Raw genomic sequence first — 15,666 nt, forward strand, 5'->3', positions numbered from 1 at the left:
CGCGGGTGGGAACGGGCCGACGACGTCCTGCGGATGTACCGGCTCGCCCGGACAGGCGGATCGCCGGAACTCCTGCGCTGGCTGGCGCACCGCGCCGAGGGCTGGGCCGGACTGCTCGACGGTGACGGCACGGTGCTCCAGGCCGCGGCCGGGCCCTCCGGGCAACCCGGCCAGGAGGCCGCCGCCCTCGCCGCCGAGGCCGCCCGGGAACTGAAGTCCCGCGATGCGCGCGCCTATTCGCTCGACGCGGACCGCTGCACCGTGCTGGTGCTCCCCCTCGACGGACAGCCGCAGGACCGCGCCCCGGTTCTCGCCGTCGCCGCCCCCCGGCCGCTGCCCGGCGGGCTGTCCGTGCTGCTCGCCGACGCGATGATGCCCCTGACCCTGGCCTGGGCGGGGGAGACCCTCGAACGCAGGCGGCGCCGGGTCGACCTCGCGGAGTCCCGGGGCCGCGAGGCGGTTCTGCACCTGCTCATGACCGGTCAGCTGTCCATCGCCCACCAGGTGGCAGGGGCACTGCGGCCGAAGCTCCCCGACCCCGTGCGGGTCTGTGTCGTCGAGTGTTCGGGCGGACAGCGCGACGAGGTGGCGCGCGTCTGCGCCGACGCCTCGGGCGGCAGGACGTGGATCGTCCGGTGCCCGGTGTACGCACGTCATCTGATCCTCGTCATGCCGGCGGTCCCGGAGACGGACGCGGCACCGGACGGCGGGACGCCGAACGACGGTGCCGCACTGGACCGGACCGTCGCCGAGCTGGTGGACGACTGCGTCGTGGGCGTCAGCGAGGAAGTGCGGCTGTCCGACACGGCGACGGGCTACCGGCAGGCCTTCCACGCCCTGGCCGTGGCCCGCGGACTCCCCGGCAGGCACGCCCGGTTCGGCTCCTCGCCGGAACCCGCCCTGGTCGTGGGCAGTGCGGGAGCGCAGTGGGCCGACGCGCTGCTCGCGCCGCTGCTCGCCTATCTGCCGCGCCGCTCGCAGGACCCCGGGAGCCAGGAACTGGCGGCGACCCTCGCCTCCTGGCTGGCGTTCTCCTCGCACGCCACCCAGCACCTGAAGATCCACCGCAACACCCTCGCCGCCCGGCTCAAGCTGATCGGCGAGCTGCTCGGCCTGGACCTGAACCGGGTCGCGGACCAGGCGGCCCTCGACCTGGCGCTCAGCATCAGGGCGACCCCCGCGCTCGTCCGGCCCGGGCGCCCGGGTGAGCGACCTGGCGGGGCGGCCGGGAGCCTCGACGAGATCCTGCGCGGCCCCGGCGTCCAGGACTGGGCGTCCCAGCAGCTGCGCCTCCTCGACCCGGCAGGCCCCACGGCCGAGGAGACCCTGCGTACCTGGCTGCGGTGCGAGGCCCAACTGGGCCCGACCGCAGCGGAGCTGGGCATCTCCGTACCCGGTGCGCGCAAACGCCTGACCCGGCTCGAAGCCGTGCTCCGCCGCTCGCTGCTCCAGACCCCGAGCGCGCGCCACGACCTGTGGATGGCGTTCAGGGCGACGGACCTGACGGTGGGTGAGCCGGACCGGGCGGGTGCCGGGTCCGGCCCGTGATCAGCCCGTCCTCGTGTACGTGAGGCTCTCGCCGGTGTCCGTGATCTCGCGGCGCAGGGTGCCGTCGGGCAGCAGCGTCAGGACAGTGGCCTTGCCCGGGGTGCACGACGTCATCGGTTCGCCGACGGTGACCGTGGACGGACCGATGCTGACCGGGGAGCCGGAGGAGGGTTCGCCCTGGAGGGGGGCCTGGAAGACGCAGTGGTACGAGCCTCCGGTGTCGAGCGGCCCCTCGGCGGTGAGGGACAGCACGGTGTCGCCCACTTCGCCCTGCTGGATGACGAGTTGACGGGTGGACTGTCCCGAAGCGCTGTCGATGGTGCCCGACCAGGTGCCCAGGTAGCCGCTGGGGACGGCGCCCTCGGCGTTCTTCCCGTCCGTCGAGGGTCCGGGGTCCGGGGCCGAGGGCGACGGGGAGACGGACCGGGACGAGGTGGGCGTGGGAGTGGGGTCCGGGGAGCTTGTGGTGTGCCCGTCGCCGTCCTTCATGAACGCGTACACCGACCAGCCCACTCCGACCGCGACGAGCAGGGCCACCGCCACCAGCAGCACGGTCGAACCCGCGGAGCGCCGGCGCTCCGGTTCGGGAGCAGGAGGGGGCGCGAGGTGGTGGGGCGGGCCGTACGGGGGAGTCGCGCCGTACGCGGGCGTGGGCCCGAACCCCTGGGCGGGCGGCTGCGGATGGCCGTAGGCCGGGGGTACGGGTGCCTGCGGATGGCCGTACCCCTGGGCGGGCGGCTGCGGGTAGCCGTATCCCTGGGCGGGCGGCTGCGGGTTGCCGTAGCGCGGGGGTACGGGTGCCTGCGGCGGCAGTGCGGGCGGGCCGACCATCGTGGGCAGCGTGTGCACGGGCCGGTTGGGCGGCACGTGGGGCGCCTGTGCGGGACCGGGCGTCGGCTGAGGTGTCTGACCGGGCGTCGGCCGGGGCGCCTGTACCTGGCCGGGCGGCAGCTGGGGCGCCTGGCCGGGCGGCGGTTGGGGTGCGGGCGTGGTGGCCGGGGGTGCCGGTGCCACGGGGCCGGCCGGGGACGGTGCAGGGCCCTCTTCCGGGTCCTCGGAATCGAGCAGCTCCACCGCGTGCCGGCCGAGTTGGGCGATCAGCGCACCGGGCAGCCACGGTTCCCCGGTCTCGGGACCGCCCAGCCGCTCCAGGATGCTGTCGGTGGAGGGCCGCGCCGCCGGGTCCTTGGCCAGGCAGTCCTGGATGAGTTCGACCAGGTCCGCGGGGACTCCGGTGAGGTCCGGGGCATCCTGCGCGATCCGGAACATCAGGGCGTGGACCCCGCTGTCCGCCCCGCCGAACGGAAGCCTGCCGGTGGACGCGTACGCGAGCACGGAGCCGAGGCAGAACACGTCGCACGCCGCAGTCACGGGCTCGCCCCGCACCTGCTCGGGCGCCATGAATCCGGGTGAGCCGATCAGCGCGCCCGTGCGGGTCAGGCCGCCGTCGGTGGCCGTGTCCAGCGCCCGGGCTATGCCGAAGTCGATGACCCGTGGACCGTCGATCGTGATCAGGACGTTGGAGGGCTTCAGATCGCGGTGGATCAGCCCGGCGCGGTGGATGTCCTGGAGGGCGCTCGCGAGCCCGGCGCCCAGGATGCGGACGGTACGCGCGGGGAGCGGACCGTACGCCCCCGACGCGGTCACCGGGGTGCCCGGCACTCCGGAGACGGTGCGCTGGAGCGAGGGGCCGGCGACGTAACCGGTGGCGACCCAGGGCACCGGCGCGTCGATGTCGGCGTCCAGCACCGGCGCGGTCCAGGCGCCGCCGACCCGGCGGCCGGCCTGCACCTCCTGCCGGAAGCGGTCGCGGAACTGCTGCACCTCGGCGAGATCGGGCCGGACCAGCTTGATGGCGACGGTACGGCCCCGCTCGGAGCGTGCCAGGTACACCTGTCCCATGCCGCCGGCGCCGAGGCGTCCCAGCAGCCGGTAGGCGCCGATGCGTTGCGGATCGCCGGAGCCCAGCTTCTCCATGGTGCGCTTCCTCCCCCGTGCGGTCGTGGCAGACCGTGCTTGAGGATAGCTGCGCCCCCCACCCCCTTGCCCAGCACCCGTTCCGGCCTCAGCCCTCCGGCGGGGGTGCGGCCGGCCCGGAGTCCACCGCCGCCAGCGCCTCCGACAGCCGCTCCAGCACCCGTACGGTCTGCGCGAACTCCTCCTCGCCCAGTTCCTCGGCCAGCCGCGCGGCGAACTCCGCGTGAGCGGGGCCGATCCGGCTCACCGCCGCGCGCCCCTCCTCGGTGGGCCGGACGAGCTTGGCCCGCCGGTGGGCCGGGTTCGGCACGTACTCCGCGAGGCCCCTGGCCACCAGCAGATCCGCGATCCGCTGCACGCTCTGCCGGGTGATCCCCATCGACCGGGCGATCCCCGACACCGGGAGCGGCTCGCCGAGGACGGCACCGAGGACCTGCCACCACGCCGCGGTGAGTCCGGACGGCTTGGCCAGCTCCTCCGCCACGGACAGGAACTGCCCGTTGAGCCTGAACACCCCGATCGCCGTCCGGCTGAACCGGTCCTGGTTCTCGCTGCTCATCCCTGGAGCACCTCGTACGCGCTCGCGTCGGAGTCGTGGAACAGCCGGTACCAGGCGTCCAGTTTCTTCGGCTCGTACACCCCGAGCAGTCCGAAGATCTCGCGGGCGAAGGCCACGGGCTCGGTCGGCCCGGCCGTGACGAGCGCGCCGCGCGAGGCACCGCCGGAATCCGTCACCGCGTCGGCGTCGATGTAGTGCGGGCCGCCCGCGTACCCGGTCGCCGCCAGATAGAAGGAGACGGCACTCGTGTGGGTCCGGTCGTCGAGCAGCCCCTCGCGGGCCAGCCCCGCCGTCGCCCCGCAGATCGCCGCGACGGGCACCCCCGCGTCCAGGAAGGCGCGGGCCGTGCGCGCGAAGGGGGCGAGGCTGTCGCCGGTGTCCCAGAGGCCGGCGCCGCCGAGGATGAGCAGGGTGCTGTCCTCGGGGCGCAGGTCGTCGAGTGCGAGGTCGGGCCGGACGCGCATGCCGCCCATGGTGGTGACCGGGTCGGTGGTGGCTCCGACGGTGCGCACGGTGTGGCCGTTCTGGGTGAGGTGGGCCGTGGCGAAGCCCGGCTCCCAGTCGGCGAGGGTGTCGTAGACGGCCAGATGGACGCTCGTGCTGGTCATGGTGACCTCCGGAAGGGGATGTGGGACCCTCGTGGAACTCTTATGACAGAAGACTGTCATGACGACAGCATGTTGTCAATTGTTGGGCGCGGGTCGAGTCCGGTTCCGGAGTCCGGCCGCGGACCCGACATCCTGCCGAGCCGGGCGCTCCACGCCATACACAGTGGCCATGGAGCACCGCCCCTGAGCCGACCTACTCTCGCCGTATGACCCCTCATGCCTCTCGCGCCCCGTACGTCGACTCCGCCGCCGGTGCGGCCGTGAAGGCCGCCGACCGCGCGCACGTGTTCCACTCCTGGTCCGCCCAGGGCCTGATCGACCCGCTCGCCGTCGCCGGCGCCGAGGGGGCGTACTTCTGGGACTACGACGGAAACCGCTACCTGGACTTCACCAGCGGCCTCGTCTTCACCAACATCGGCTACCAGCACCCCGCCGTCGTCGCCGCGATCCAGGAGCAGGCGGGCAAGCTCACCACCTTCGCCCCCGCGTTCGCCGTCGAGTCGCGCTCCGAGGCCGCACGCCTCATCGCCGAGCGCACCCCCGGCGACCTGGACAAGATCTTCTTCACCAACGGCGGCGCCGAGGCCGTCGAGAACGCCGTCCGCATGGCCCGGCTGCACACCGGCCGTACGAAGGTGCTCTCCGCCTACCGCTCGTACCACGGCGCCACCTCCACCGCGATCAACCTCACCGGCGACCCGCGCCGCTGGGCGTCCGACAACGGCTCGGCGGGTGTCGTCCGCTTCTGGGCGCCGTTCCTCTACCGCTCGCCCTTCTACGCGCAGACCGAGGCCGAGGAGTGCGCCCGCGCCCTGCAGCACCTGGAGGACACCCTCGCCTTCGAGGGCCCGTCGACCGTCGCCGCGGTGATCCTGGAGACCATCCCCGGCACGGCGGGCATCATGACGCCGCCGCCCGGCTACCTCGCGGGCGTCCGTGAGATCTGCGACCGGTACGGGATCGTCTTCGTCCTCGACGAGGTGATGGCCGGCTTCGGGCGCACCGGCACGTGGTTCGCGGCCGACCACTACGACGTCGTGCCGGACCTGATGACGTTCGCGAAGGGCGTCAACTCCGGTTACGTACCGCTCGGCGGCGTCGCGATCAGCGCCGAGATCGCCGCCACCTTCGAGACGCGGCCCTACCCCGGCGGACTCACCTACTCCGGTCACCCCCTTGCCTGTGCGGCGGCCGTCGCGACGATCAAGGTCATGGAGGACGAGAAGGTCATCGAGAACGCCGCACACCTCGGTGAGCACGTCCTCGGCCCCGGTCTGCGCGAGCTCGCCGAACGCCACCCGTCGGTCGGCGAGGTCCGCGGTCTCGGCGCCTTCTGGGCGCTCGAACTGGTCCGCAACAAGGAGACACGCGAGCCGCTGGTCCCGTACAACGCGACCGGCGAGGCCAACGCCCCCATGGCCGCCTTCGGCGCGGCCTGCAAGAAGAACGGCCTGTGGCCCTTCATCAACATGAACCGCACCCACGCGGTCCCCGCCTGCAACGTCACCGAGGCCGAGGCGAAGGAAGGCCTCGCCGCCCTGGACGTGGCCCTCGCGGTCGCCGACGAGCACACCGTCTGACCGGGCGCACACGTCCGCCGCGCACACATGTAGGCGACACCGAAGGGAACGCCGCCCCCGTGCCCGGATCCGGGCACGGGCCCTGGCTTAAGGTGACCGGAGCCGAGAACCGGGAGGGGGCGTCATGTGTGCGAGCGGAGGTGTGACCCGCAGTACGCTGCGGCAGCAGATCACCGACGCGCTGCGTGACGAGGTGCTTGCGGGGCGTCTGCAGCCGGGGCTGGAGTTCACCGTCAAGCAGATCGCCGAGCAGTACGGGGTGTCCGCGACGCCCGTCCGCGAGGCGCTCTTCGACCTCTCCGCGCAGGGGCTCCTCGAATCCGACCAGCACCGGGGCTTCCGGGTGCGCCAGTTCACCGTCGCCGACTACCGCTCGATGGTGGAGGCGCGCGCCCTCGTCATAGACGGGGTGTTCCGGAAGATCTTCGACGGTACGGGCTCGGCGCCGGAGGTCCTGGGCGCCCACCGTGACGCCCTGGTCTCCGTACGCCGCCGGGCCGAGGAGGCCGCACGGGCGGCGCGCGGCGGTGACCTCGACATCCTCATCGGATACGACCTGCGGTTCTGGCGGGAGCTGGGCGCGGTCGTCGGGAACACGTACATCACCGACTTCCTGCACCGGCTGCGCGTGCAGGCGTGGGTCTTCGCCGTCCCGTACCTGCGGGGCGACACCGATGTGCGGGACTGGCTGTGGAACGGCCACCAGGTGCTGGTGGAGGCGATCATCGCCGCGGACGGCGACGAGGTACGCGCGATCCTCGACGGCTACTACGCGCACGGGCTGAAGTGGGCGGACCGGCTGGCCGCGGACGACCCCCCGCACCCCGGCCGGGGCTGACCCGGGCACTGTGCGCGGGGTTCCGGCCGCATTACGCTGTTCCGACCATCGCAAGAACCCGTTGGAGAGCGAGACTTCGTGGCCTGTGACCTGTGGCTGGTCCCCCTCGTCGATGTGCTGTGCCACAGCCCCGACAATCCGTTCGCCGAAGAGATCGCCATCTACGACAAGGCGCTGAGCGAGGCGGGGCTTCCCCCCGTTCCCGTCTACGCCTACATGCCCGGACTCACGGGGGACGTCGCCCCGGTCGCGGGCTTCGACTACGACGCACTGCACTTCCTGCGGCGCGCGTACCTCCTCCAGCTGAGCGGACTCGCCGTCACTCCCGTCGATGAACTGGGCGGGGACTACGAGCAGTTGCTGGAGATGTTCGAGCAGAGCGCACAGCAGTCGCACCTGGTCTGGCACTACGACCACGCCGGGGCGTACGTCCCGGTCGACTTCCCCGCCCCGCTCTCCGACGACCAGCTGCTGGAGGGCGGTGGCCCACTGGGCTCCTCGCACGGGCTGCTGCGGGAACTGGAGTCGGTCGGCCCCTCGATCGGCATCGACCCGGCGAATCCGCCGGCCGCACCGCTTCCGCCCGCCGGCCCGACCTCGCTGGAGGAGCCGGCCGGCCCGATTCCGTACGACGACAGTCCGTTCGCGCGCGAGCGGCACGTCTGGCTGGGCCTGCACGCGGCGGCGACCCGCAGCCTCGCGCAGGGCTCGATGATCATCTTCAGCTGACCGGCCGACCGTGAGCCGCTCCGGAGGTCCGGCGGAGCGGCTCCGGGGGCCCGGCGGGCGAGGTTCGTTCGGCCGCCGGGCGTGCAGGGTTCAGCGGGGCGGCTCCGGCGGTCGCTGGCGCGGCATGTTCGGCCGGGTCACCGAGGGCATGGTGAGGCGCCCCGGCGGTGCCCCCTGCTCCGGTCGCGGGCCGGCCCCGCCCGAGACCAGCGACTGCATCCCCATGGGCGCGGGCCCCGCCCGGAACTCCACCATCCAGTCCGCGGTCTCCATGCGCACCAGTTCGGTGACGTCCTCCGAGAACCGGCGCAGGACGCCCAGGCAGCGCTCCGCGGCCTCGCTGGCCGTTCCCTCGGTCGGCCCGAGCATCTCCCGTACGCACTCCGAGGCCCAGTCGAACTGGAGCACCTGCAGACGCCGCTGCACGGCCTGTGCCGTCGCGAGGTTCCTTATCCATCCCGAGGTCAGTCCGAAGTACCGGTCGCACGCCATGCACGCGGCCCCCAGCAGCAGGGACAGATAGCCCCAGCCGGCCGACCCGGTCAGCTCCCCGGTCAGGTCGAGCAGCGGGAGGGCGGCGCCCGCGACCACCCCGGCCGCCGTGCCGAAGCGCAGGAGCCTGGCCGCGCGCCGCTTGCGGATCCGGTCGCGCAGATACCAGTCGGCGGTGTCCAGGGCGCCCGCCTCGACCCAGCGGTAGAGCTCGTCGAGCCGTTCCGCGGGTTCGCCCCAGTCGCCGAGGGGGAAGGCGCGGCCGGTCAGGTCCCCGGAACCCGCACCGTAGCGCGAACCGGACGACTCGATTCCGGTATCTGCACCGGATCCGCCGGACTCCTTGCGGTGCGGCCCCTCGGGCTGCATCTCCGGCTGACTCACCGGGGCACTCCTCTGCACTCTGCGTTCGGCGCGTATCGGCGCGTGACTACGCGGATCGGCACGGTTCTGGACACGGTCGGGGCGGACTCCGGCATATGACGGGGGCCCCACCCATGTAACTCTGCGTTACCCGTGATGTGCGTGTGCGTACGGATACGCATGCCCTTCCTACCGCCGAATGGTGGGGCATGGGGTCGAAATCGCGGGATTCCCGCGTGCACACGGCCTCTGGTCAGGTATAGGAGTGCAGCAGGCCATTTCCAGAACTCACTCGAAAGAGTTGGTCCCCGGCGGGTGGGGCGCTGCGTCCGGGGAGCACGTAGGCTCGGCGTACCGAAACAATTCGTCGTCGAAATGCCAGGAGTGACAGTGATTCCCGGTGGTGGCCAGCCCAATATGCAGCAGCTGCTCCAGCAGGCCCAGAAGATGCAGCAGGATCTTGCCGAGGCCCAGGAGGAGCTGGCGAGGACCGAGGTCGAGGGTCAGGCGGGCGGCGGTCTGGTGAAGGCCACCGTGACCGGGTCCGGCGAGCTCCGCGCCCTGGTGATCGACCCCAAGGCGGTGGACCCGGAGGACACGGAGACGCTCGCCGACCTGGTGGTGGCCGCGGTGCAGGCGGCGAACGAGAACGCCCAGCAGCTCCAGCAGCAGAAGCTGGGCCCGCTGGCGCAGGGCCTGGGCGGCATGCCCGGTCTCCCCTTCTGACCTTCACGCAGGGACCTGTGGCTACCCGGGCGTACGGGCTACGGTACGAGCACGAATAGGGAAAGGCGTTTCCGTTGTACGAAGGCGTGGTTCAGGAGCTCATCGACGAACTGGGCAGGCTGCCCGGCGTCGGCCCCAAGAGCGCGCAGCGGATCGCCTTCCACATCCTGCAGGCGGAGCCCACCGACGTACGCCGTCTCGCCCATGCCCTCCTCGAGGTCAAGGACAAGGTCCGCTTCTGCGAGATCTGCGGCAACGTCGCCCAGCAGGAGCAGTGCGGGATCTGCCGGGACGCGCGCCGCGACCGCACGGTCATCTGCGTGGTCGAGGAACCGAAGGACGTCGTCGCGATCGAGCGGACCCGTGAGTTCCGGGGCCGCTATCACGTCCTCGGCGGCGCGATCAGCCCGATCGAGGGTGTCGGCCCCGACGATCTGCGCATCCGTGAGCTGCTGGCCCGGCTCGCGGACGGTTCCATCACGGAGCTGATCCTCGCGACGGACCCCAACCTGGAGGGCGAGGCCACCGCGACGTACCTGGCGCGGATGGTCAAGCCGATGGGCCTGCGGGTGACGCGGCTGGCCAGCGGCCTGCCGGTGGGCGGCGACCTGGAGTACGCGGACGAGGTCACCCTCGGCCGCGCGTTCGAGGGGAGGCGGCTGCTCGATGTCTGACGGCGGTTTTACGTACGGCGACGCTATGTTCTACCCACCGTCCGCGACCGTGCCCACGGGAGGTCTCCTCGATGTCTGACGCCACGCTGAACTCCGTCACGCAGGACCCGGACGACTTCGCCGTCCAGATCGCGGACCAGATCAAGACGTTCATCGTCGCGGTCACCGAGGTGTCCAAGGCCGAGGAGCCGGAGGAGGCCGTCCCCGTCCTGCTCCTCCAGGTCTCCCAGCTCCTGCTGGCGGGGGGCAGGCTCGGCGCGTACGAGGACATCCTCCCGGACGAGCGCTACGAGCCGGATCTGGGCCCCGAACCGGACGCCGACGGCCTGCGTGAGCGCTTCGCGGCCCTCCTGGAGCCGATCGACGTCTACTCCGAGGTCTTCGACCCGTACGAGCCCCGCAAGTCGCCCGTTCCGCACCGCATCTCCGACGACCTGGCCGACCTGGTCACGGACCTCGGCCACGGCCTGGCCCACTACGAGGCGGACCGTACCGCCGAGGCCATGTGGTGGTGGCAGTTCTCGTACTTCTCCAACTGGGGCTCCACCGCGTCGGCGACCCTGCGCGCCCTCCAGTCCCTGATCGCCCACATCCGGCTGAACCAGCCCCTCCAGGAGCTCGACGGCCTGGACACGGACCAGGACCCGGGCGAGGACGACCTGGCCGAGGAGGCGGGCCGTGTGATGGCGGAGGAGATCGCGGGACCACTGGGGCTGCGGCCGGTCAAGTGACACCCGGCCACTCCTGTGGCCTGGGACACAAACAGGCGTGCGGGGCAGGGCAGTGGGCAGCAGACGGTCACGAGCAGTTCGGGTCGACACGCCGGACCATCTGGTGGGCGGGACATCTCACCATCTGGTAAGGGCGGGTCGATTCCGGACTGCTCGTTAAACTGAGCCGACCGGAACATTATTGAGCGAGGAGCGCACGTGGGCCTTGTCGTGCAGAAGTACGGAGGCTCCTCCGTAGCCGATGCCGAGGGCATCAAGCGCGTCGCCAAGCGAGTCGTCGATGCCAAGAAGAACGGCAACCAGGTGGTTGTCGTGGTGTCCGCGATGGGCGACACGACGGACGAGTTGATCGATCTCGCCGAGCAGGTGTCACCGATGCCTGCCGGGCGTGAGTTCGACATGCTGCTGACCGCCGGAGAGCGGATCTCCATGGCCCTGCTGGCGATGGCGATCAAAAACCTGGGCCACGAGGCCCAGTCGTTCACGGGCAGCCAGGCCGGTGTCATCACCGACTCGGTCCACAACAAAGCGCGCATCATCGATGTCACGCCGGGCCGCATCAGGACCTCGATCGACGAGGGCAACATCGCCATCGTCGCCGGGTTCCAGGGTGTGAGCCAGGAGGGCAAGAACATCACCACCCTCGGCCGCGGCGGGTCCGACACCACCGCTGTCGCGCTGGCCGCAGCGCTGGACGCCGAGGTCTGTGAGATCTACACCGACGTGGACGGTGTCTTCACCGCCGACCCCCGGGTCGTCAAGAAGGCCCAGAAGATCGACTGGATCTCCTTCGAGGACATGCTGGAGCTGGCCGCGTCCGGCTCCAAGGTGCTGCTGCACCGCTGCGTCGAGTACGCACGCCGTTACAACATCCCGATCCACGTGCGCTCGTCCTTCTCCGGACTGCGCGGCACCTGGGTCAGCAACGAGCCGCAAGGGGACCAGCAGGTGGAGCACGCCATCATCTCCGGAGTCGCCCACGACGTCTCCGAGGCCAAGGTCACGGTCGTCGGCGTGCCCGACAAGCCCGGCGAGGCCGCGGCGATCTTCCGTGCGATCGCGGACGCCGAGATCAACATGGACATGGTCGTCCAGAACGTCTCCGCCGCGTCGACCGGTCTGACCGACATCACCTTCACGCTGCCCAAGGCGGAGGGCCGCAAGGCCATCGACGCCCTGGAGCGCGCCCGGGCGGGCATCGGCTTCGAGTCGCTGCGCTACGACGACCAGATCGCCAAGATCTCCCTGGTCGGCGCCGGTATGAAGACCAACCCGGGCGTCACCGCGCTCTTCTTCGAGGCGCTGTCCGACGTCGGCGTGAACATCGAGCTGATCTCGACGTCCGAGATCCGCATCTCGGTGGTCACCCGGGTCGACGACGTCAACGAGGCCGTGCGCGCCGTGCACACCGCCTTCGGTCTCGACAGCGACTCCGACGAGGCTGTCGTGTACGGGGGCAGCGGCCGATGACGCAGCGCCGCCCTTCGCTCGCGGTCGTAGGTGCGACCGGGGCGATCGGTGGCGTCATGCTCCAGATCCTCTCCGAGCACGCGGATGTCTGGGGCGAGGTGAAACTGATCGCCTCTCCGCGTTCGGCCGGCCGCAAGCTGGTCGTGCGCGGTGAGGAGACCGAGGTCCTCGCGCTCGGCGAGGACGTGTTCGACGGCGTGGACGTGGCCCTGTTCCTGGTGCCGGACGAGGTGTCCGCGCTGTGGGGGCCGGTCGCCGCGTCCAAGGGTGCCGTGGTCATCGACGACTCGGCGGCGTTCCGCCTGGACGACGACGTGCCCATGGTCGTCCCCGAGATCAACCCGCATGCCGCGCGGCTGAGGCCGCGCGGCATCGTCGCGTCCCCGAACTGCACGACGCTGTCGCTGATCGTCGCGGTCGGCGCTCTGCATGCCGAGTTCGGGCTGCGGGAGCTGATCGTCTCGTCCTACCAGGCGGTGAGTGGCGCGGGTCGCGACGGCGTCGCCGCGCTCCGCGAGCAGCTGTCGCTGGTGGCCGGTACGGAGCTGGGCACCCGTCCCGGGGACGTACGCCGGGCGCTGGGAGACGGGGAGAAGAGCCCCTTCGCGGCTCCTGTCGCGCTGAACGTGGTGCCGTGGGCGGGCGCCGACGCGGGGGGCGGCTGGTCGTCCGAGGAGCTCGCGATCCGCCGGGAGTGCCGCAAGGTCCTGGGCCTGCCGGAACTGAAGGTCACGGCGACCTGCGTCTACGTCCCCGTCATCGCGACGCACTCCATGTCCGTCCACGCACGCTTCGAGAACGAGGTGGCGGTGGACCGGGCGCACGAGATCCTGGCGACCGCGCCCGGAGTGGTGCTGTTCGACAGTCCGGCGGCCGGCGACTTCCCCACGCCGTCCGATGTAGTGGGCACCGACCCGACCTGGGTGGGGCGGGTACGGCAGTCGATGGACGATCCGCGGGCGGTCGAGATGTTCATCTGCGGAGACAACCTCCGAAAAGGTGCGGCTCTCAACGTGGCCCAGATCGCCGAAGCCGTGGCCAAGGAATTCCCTCGAGGTTGATCGAACCCGTTTTGTAGGATCTGTGTACGCCCTGTGAGCAACTTGCTGGTCTGAACCTCTTGAGCTGGGGCGTTGCCATATCCGACGATGATCTCCTGGCCTCCTGCAACCGCTAGCCGGATGCGGCGCGTCTATGCCGTCACTTCTTGCGAGGCTGGATGCGTTTTCGGGGCATTTGGGGAAGAGCAGGTACGAATGAGGGCATGTCGCACAGCATCGAACGCGGTGCCGTTCGCGTACAACCCTGACGGGGGGAAGCGTGTCCAACTGGCGTGGCAGAGGTTCTCGACATCACAGTGGTGGGCCCGTTGCGCGGCGCTTCGGTGCGCTCGCTCCGGCGGCCCCGCGCAGCCGGCGGTATGCCGGTGATTGCGCCCATGCCCGCTGCGCGGCCCACCGCGCTGCCGTCGCAGCGAGAGGGCGCTGACGAGACGGTGGCGGCAGGAACCACGGTCGACCATCTCACCGAGACGTATCGCGCCCACTACCGTTCGCTGCTGGGCCTCGCGGCCCTCCTTCTCGACGACACCGCGTCCTGCGAGGACGTGGTGCAGGAGGCGTTCATCCGCGTGCACTCGGCGCGCAACCGGGTGCGCGATCCGGAGAAGACGCTCGCGTACCTCCGGCAGACGGTGGTCAACCTCTCCCGGTCCGCGCTGCGCCGCCGCATCCTCGGGCTGAAGCTGCTGTCCAAGCCGATGCCGGACATGGCGAGCGCCGAGGAGGGGGCTTACGACCAGCTGGAGCGCGATGCGCTGATCAAGGCGATGAAGGGGCTGCAGCGCCGCCAGCGCGAGGTGCTGGTGCTGCGCTACTTCTCGGACATGACGGAGGCCCAGGTCGCGGAGACGCTGGGTATATCGCTCGGTTCGGTGAAGGCGTACGGCTCCCGGGGAATTGCGGCACTGCGCGTCGTGATGGAGGCGCAGGCATGAGCGGACCCGAGCACAGGCACGACGATGACCGGACTGGAAACGGAATTGTGAACCACGGGCCGGAGAAGACCCCGAACACCGAGCCGGAGCACGGCGGCCAGGGCGAGCAGGGCAAGAACGTGGCCGCGGGCGAGGGCGTCGCCGCCTCCGGCGGGACCGGCGCGACGGACGGGGCCGACGCCCCGGACGGAGCCGATACCACCGGCGGGGCCCATGCTGCTGCGTCCGGCGGAGGCGGCACGCTGACCGAGCTCTTCGGGAGCGGCCGCGGCGGTACGGACATGGACGAGGCCGCGCTGCGCCGCATGCTCCATGGCGCGGTCCGGACCCTCGAACCCCCGGACGGCACGCTCGACCGTCTGCACCGTGCGGTGCCCGCGCGGCGCGCCAAGCGGCGTCAGGCCGTGGTGGGCGCGGCGGCTGCGGCGCTGCTGATCGGCACGGCGGTGCCCGCGTTCGTCCACGTGGCGAATTCGGACGGCTCGAACAGCGCCAATCCGGCTATCGCCGGTCACGGCGAGCAGGCCCAGGGCGGCAACGGCGATGATTCCGGTGCCGTGGCCGACAGCGGTCAGAACGCCGACCCCGCCGATCAGCAGATCGAGGGCAGCGACGGCGAGGCCGGCAACTCCACGGCGCCGTCGCAGGACGAGGGCTCGGACTCCGAGGGCAGCGGGACGGGCGTCGACGACCTGCCGCAGTCCGAGGTGGCGGCCCTGCCGGCCTGCGACCCCAGCCAGCTCCGCGTCGCCTCCGCCGAGTCGGGCGAGGCGGATGCGGAAGGCAAGGTGTACGGCACCTTCAGGATCGCCAACGCGTCCGACAAGGGCTGTTCGGTGACCAGCAACGGCACGGTCGGCTTCCAGGTGGCGGGTGCCGCCGACGCGCAGAAGATCGCGGTCGTGCAGCATGCCGCGGGTGACCCGGCGGCCGGGCTGCCGGATCCGTCGCTGGAGCCGGGCACGGTGCTGCTGAAGCCGACGATGGCGTACGAGGTGCAGTTCGCCTGGGTGCCGACGGAGAACTGCCCGACCACCGGCGGTTCACCCAGCCCGACGCCCACCGAGGGCGACGGAGGCGGTGGTGCCGCCGGAGCGGGGACGACGGCGGACATGGCACCGCAGTTCGGCAGCGCGGACGATGGCCCGGCGGACGGCAGCGTCGCGGTGACGCACACCCCGGAGGTGGGAGCGCCGACGGCGGAGACCACGATCTCCCACGCCTGCGCGGGCACGATCTACCGCACGGGCGTACTGAACGCCTCGTAGCCGGAACGACGGAACGACGGAACGACGGAACGACGGAACGACGGAACGACGGTACGACGGTACGTACGTCGAGAGGCCCGCCGGACAGGATCCGGCGGGCCTCTCGC

Annotated in this window: 15 protein-coding genes; 11 read left to right on the forward strand and 4 right to left on the reverse strand. The window is 71.5% G+C overall.

Annotated features, from left to right (window positions below; all coding sequences use genetic code 11):
* Positions 1–33: 33 nt before the first annotated feature.
* On the forward strand, positions 34–1,548 hold the full coding sequence (locus OG257_RS20785) for a helix-turn-helix domain-containing protein (RefSeq protein ID WP_329215227.1): 1,515 nt from the start codon (positions 34–36) through the stop codon (positions 1,546–1,548).
* Here the strand turns inward: OG257_RS20785 and OG257_RS20790 are convergent, their stop codons facing one another.
* The 3 genes from OG257_RS20790 to OG257_RS20800 all read right to left on the reverse strand — a co-directional run bounded on the left by OG257_RS20790 (position 1,549) and on the right by OG257_RS20800 (position 4,692).
* On the reverse strand, positions 1,549–3,525 hold the full coding sequence (locus tag OG257_RS20790; RefSeq protein WP_329209558.1) for a serine/threonine-protein kinase: 1,977 nt from the start codon (positions 3,523–3,525) through the stop codon (positions 1,549–1,551). It abuts the gene before it with no gap.
* 88 nt (positions 3,526–3,613) lie between these two features.
* Positions 3,614–4,084 (reverse strand): MarR family winged helix-turn-helix transcriptional regulator, encoded by a 471-nt coding sequence (locus OG257_RS20795; RefSeq protein WP_329209560.1) that lies wholly within the window; start codon positions 4,082–4,084, stop codon positions 3,614–3,616.
* Complete coding sequence (locus tag OG257_RS20800) at positions 4,081–4,692, reverse strand: DJ-1/PfpI family protein (protein WP_329209562.1); 612 nt, start codon at positions 4,690–4,692, stop codon at positions 4,081–4,083. The genes OG257_RS20795 and OG257_RS20800 overlap by 4 nt, the downstream gene beginning before the upstream one ends.
* A gap of 206 nt (positions 4,693–4,898) precedes the next feature.
* Between OG257_RS20800 and OG257_RS20805 the strand changes: the two genes are divergently transcribed.
* The 3 genes from OG257_RS20805 (at position 4,899) to OG257_RS20815 (ending at position 7,839) form a co-directional block, all read left to right on the forward strand.
* Complete coding sequence (locus OG257_RS20805; protein ID WP_329209564.1) at positions 4,899–6,272, forward strand: aspartate aminotransferase family protein; 1,374 nt, start codon at positions 4,899–4,901, stop codon at positions 6,270–6,272.
* A 124-nt stretch (positions 6,273–6,396) separates the two neighbouring features.
* Positions 6,397–7,110: a GntR family transcriptional regulator gene (locus OG257_RS20810; RefSeq protein WP_329209566.1), complete on the forward strand. Its 714-nt coding sequence runs from the start codon at positions 6,397–6,399 to the stop codon at positions 7,108–7,110.
* A gap of 78 nt (positions 7,111–7,188) precedes the next feature.
* On the forward strand, positions 7,189–7,839 hold the full coding sequence (locus tag OG257_RS20815; RefSeq protein ID WP_329209568.1) for a hypothetical protein: 651 nt from the start codon (positions 7,189–7,191) through the stop codon (positions 7,837–7,839).
* A 90-nt stretch (positions 7,840–7,929) separates the two neighbouring features.
* Here the strand turns inward: OG257_RS20815 and OG257_RS20820 are convergent, their stop codons facing one another.
* Positions 7,930–8,715 (reverse strand): SLATT domain-containing protein, encoded by a 786-nt coding sequence (locus OG257_RS20820; protein ID WP_329209570.1) that lies wholly within the window; start codon positions 8,713–8,715, stop codon positions 7,930–7,932.
* Positions 8,716–9,084: 369 nt separating this feature from the next.
* Between OG257_RS20820 and OG257_RS20825 the strand changes: the two genes are divergently transcribed.
* From OG257_RS20825 to OG257_RS20855, 7 genes are all read left to right on the forward strand, one after another.
* Positions 9,085–9,420, forward strand: a complete 336-nt coding sequence (locus OG257_RS20825) for a YbaB/EbfC family nucleoid-associated protein (protein WP_277329769.1) — start codon at positions 9,085–9,087, stop codon at positions 9,418–9,420.
* A 74-nt stretch (positions 9,421–9,494) separates the two neighbouring features.
* Complete coding sequence (recR, locus tag OG257_RS20830) at positions 9,495–10,094, forward strand: recombination mediator RecR (RefSeq protein WP_031090791.1); 600 nt, start codon at positions 9,495–9,497, stop codon at positions 10,092–10,094.
* Between the two features lie 71 nt (positions 10,095–10,165).
* Positions 10,166–10,825, forward strand: coding sequence for a DUF5063 domain-containing protein (locus OG257_RS20835; protein ID WP_329209574.1), 660 nt, complete (start codon positions 10,166–10,168; stop codon positions 10,823–10,825).
* A gap of 198 nt (positions 10,826–11,023) precedes the next feature.
* Entirely contained in the window at positions 11,024–12,295 is a 1,272-nt protein-coding gene (locus OG257_RS20840; RefSeq protein WP_329209576.1) for an aspartate kinase, read from the forward strand.
* Entirely contained in the window at positions 12,292–13,356 is a 1,065-nt protein-coding gene (locus OG257_RS20845) for an aspartate-semialdehyde dehydrogenase (protein ID WP_329209578.1), read from the forward strand. Before OG257_RS20840 ends, OG257_RS20845 begins: the two co-directional genes overlap by 4 nt.
* 359 nt (positions 13,357–13,715) lie before the next feature.
* Complete coding sequence (locus tag OG257_RS20850; protein ID WP_329215230.1) at positions 13,716–14,291, forward strand: SigE family RNA polymerase sigma factor; 576 nt, start codon at positions 13,716–13,718, stop codon at positions 14,289–14,291.
* Positions 14,288–15,559, forward strand: coding sequence for a hypothetical protein (locus OG257_RS20855; RefSeq protein ID WP_329209580.1), 1,272 nt, complete (start codon positions 14,288–14,290; stop codon positions 15,557–15,559). Before OG257_RS20850 ends, OG257_RS20855 begins: the two co-directional genes overlap by 4 nt.
* The last annotated feature ends 107 nt before the right edge of the window (positions 15,560–15,666 follow it).

Origin of the sequence: Streptomyces sp. NBC_00683 (assembly GCF_036226745.1) — a bacterium.
GTDB lineage: Bacteria > Actinomycetota > Actinomycetes > Streptomycetales > Streptomycetaceae > Streptomyces.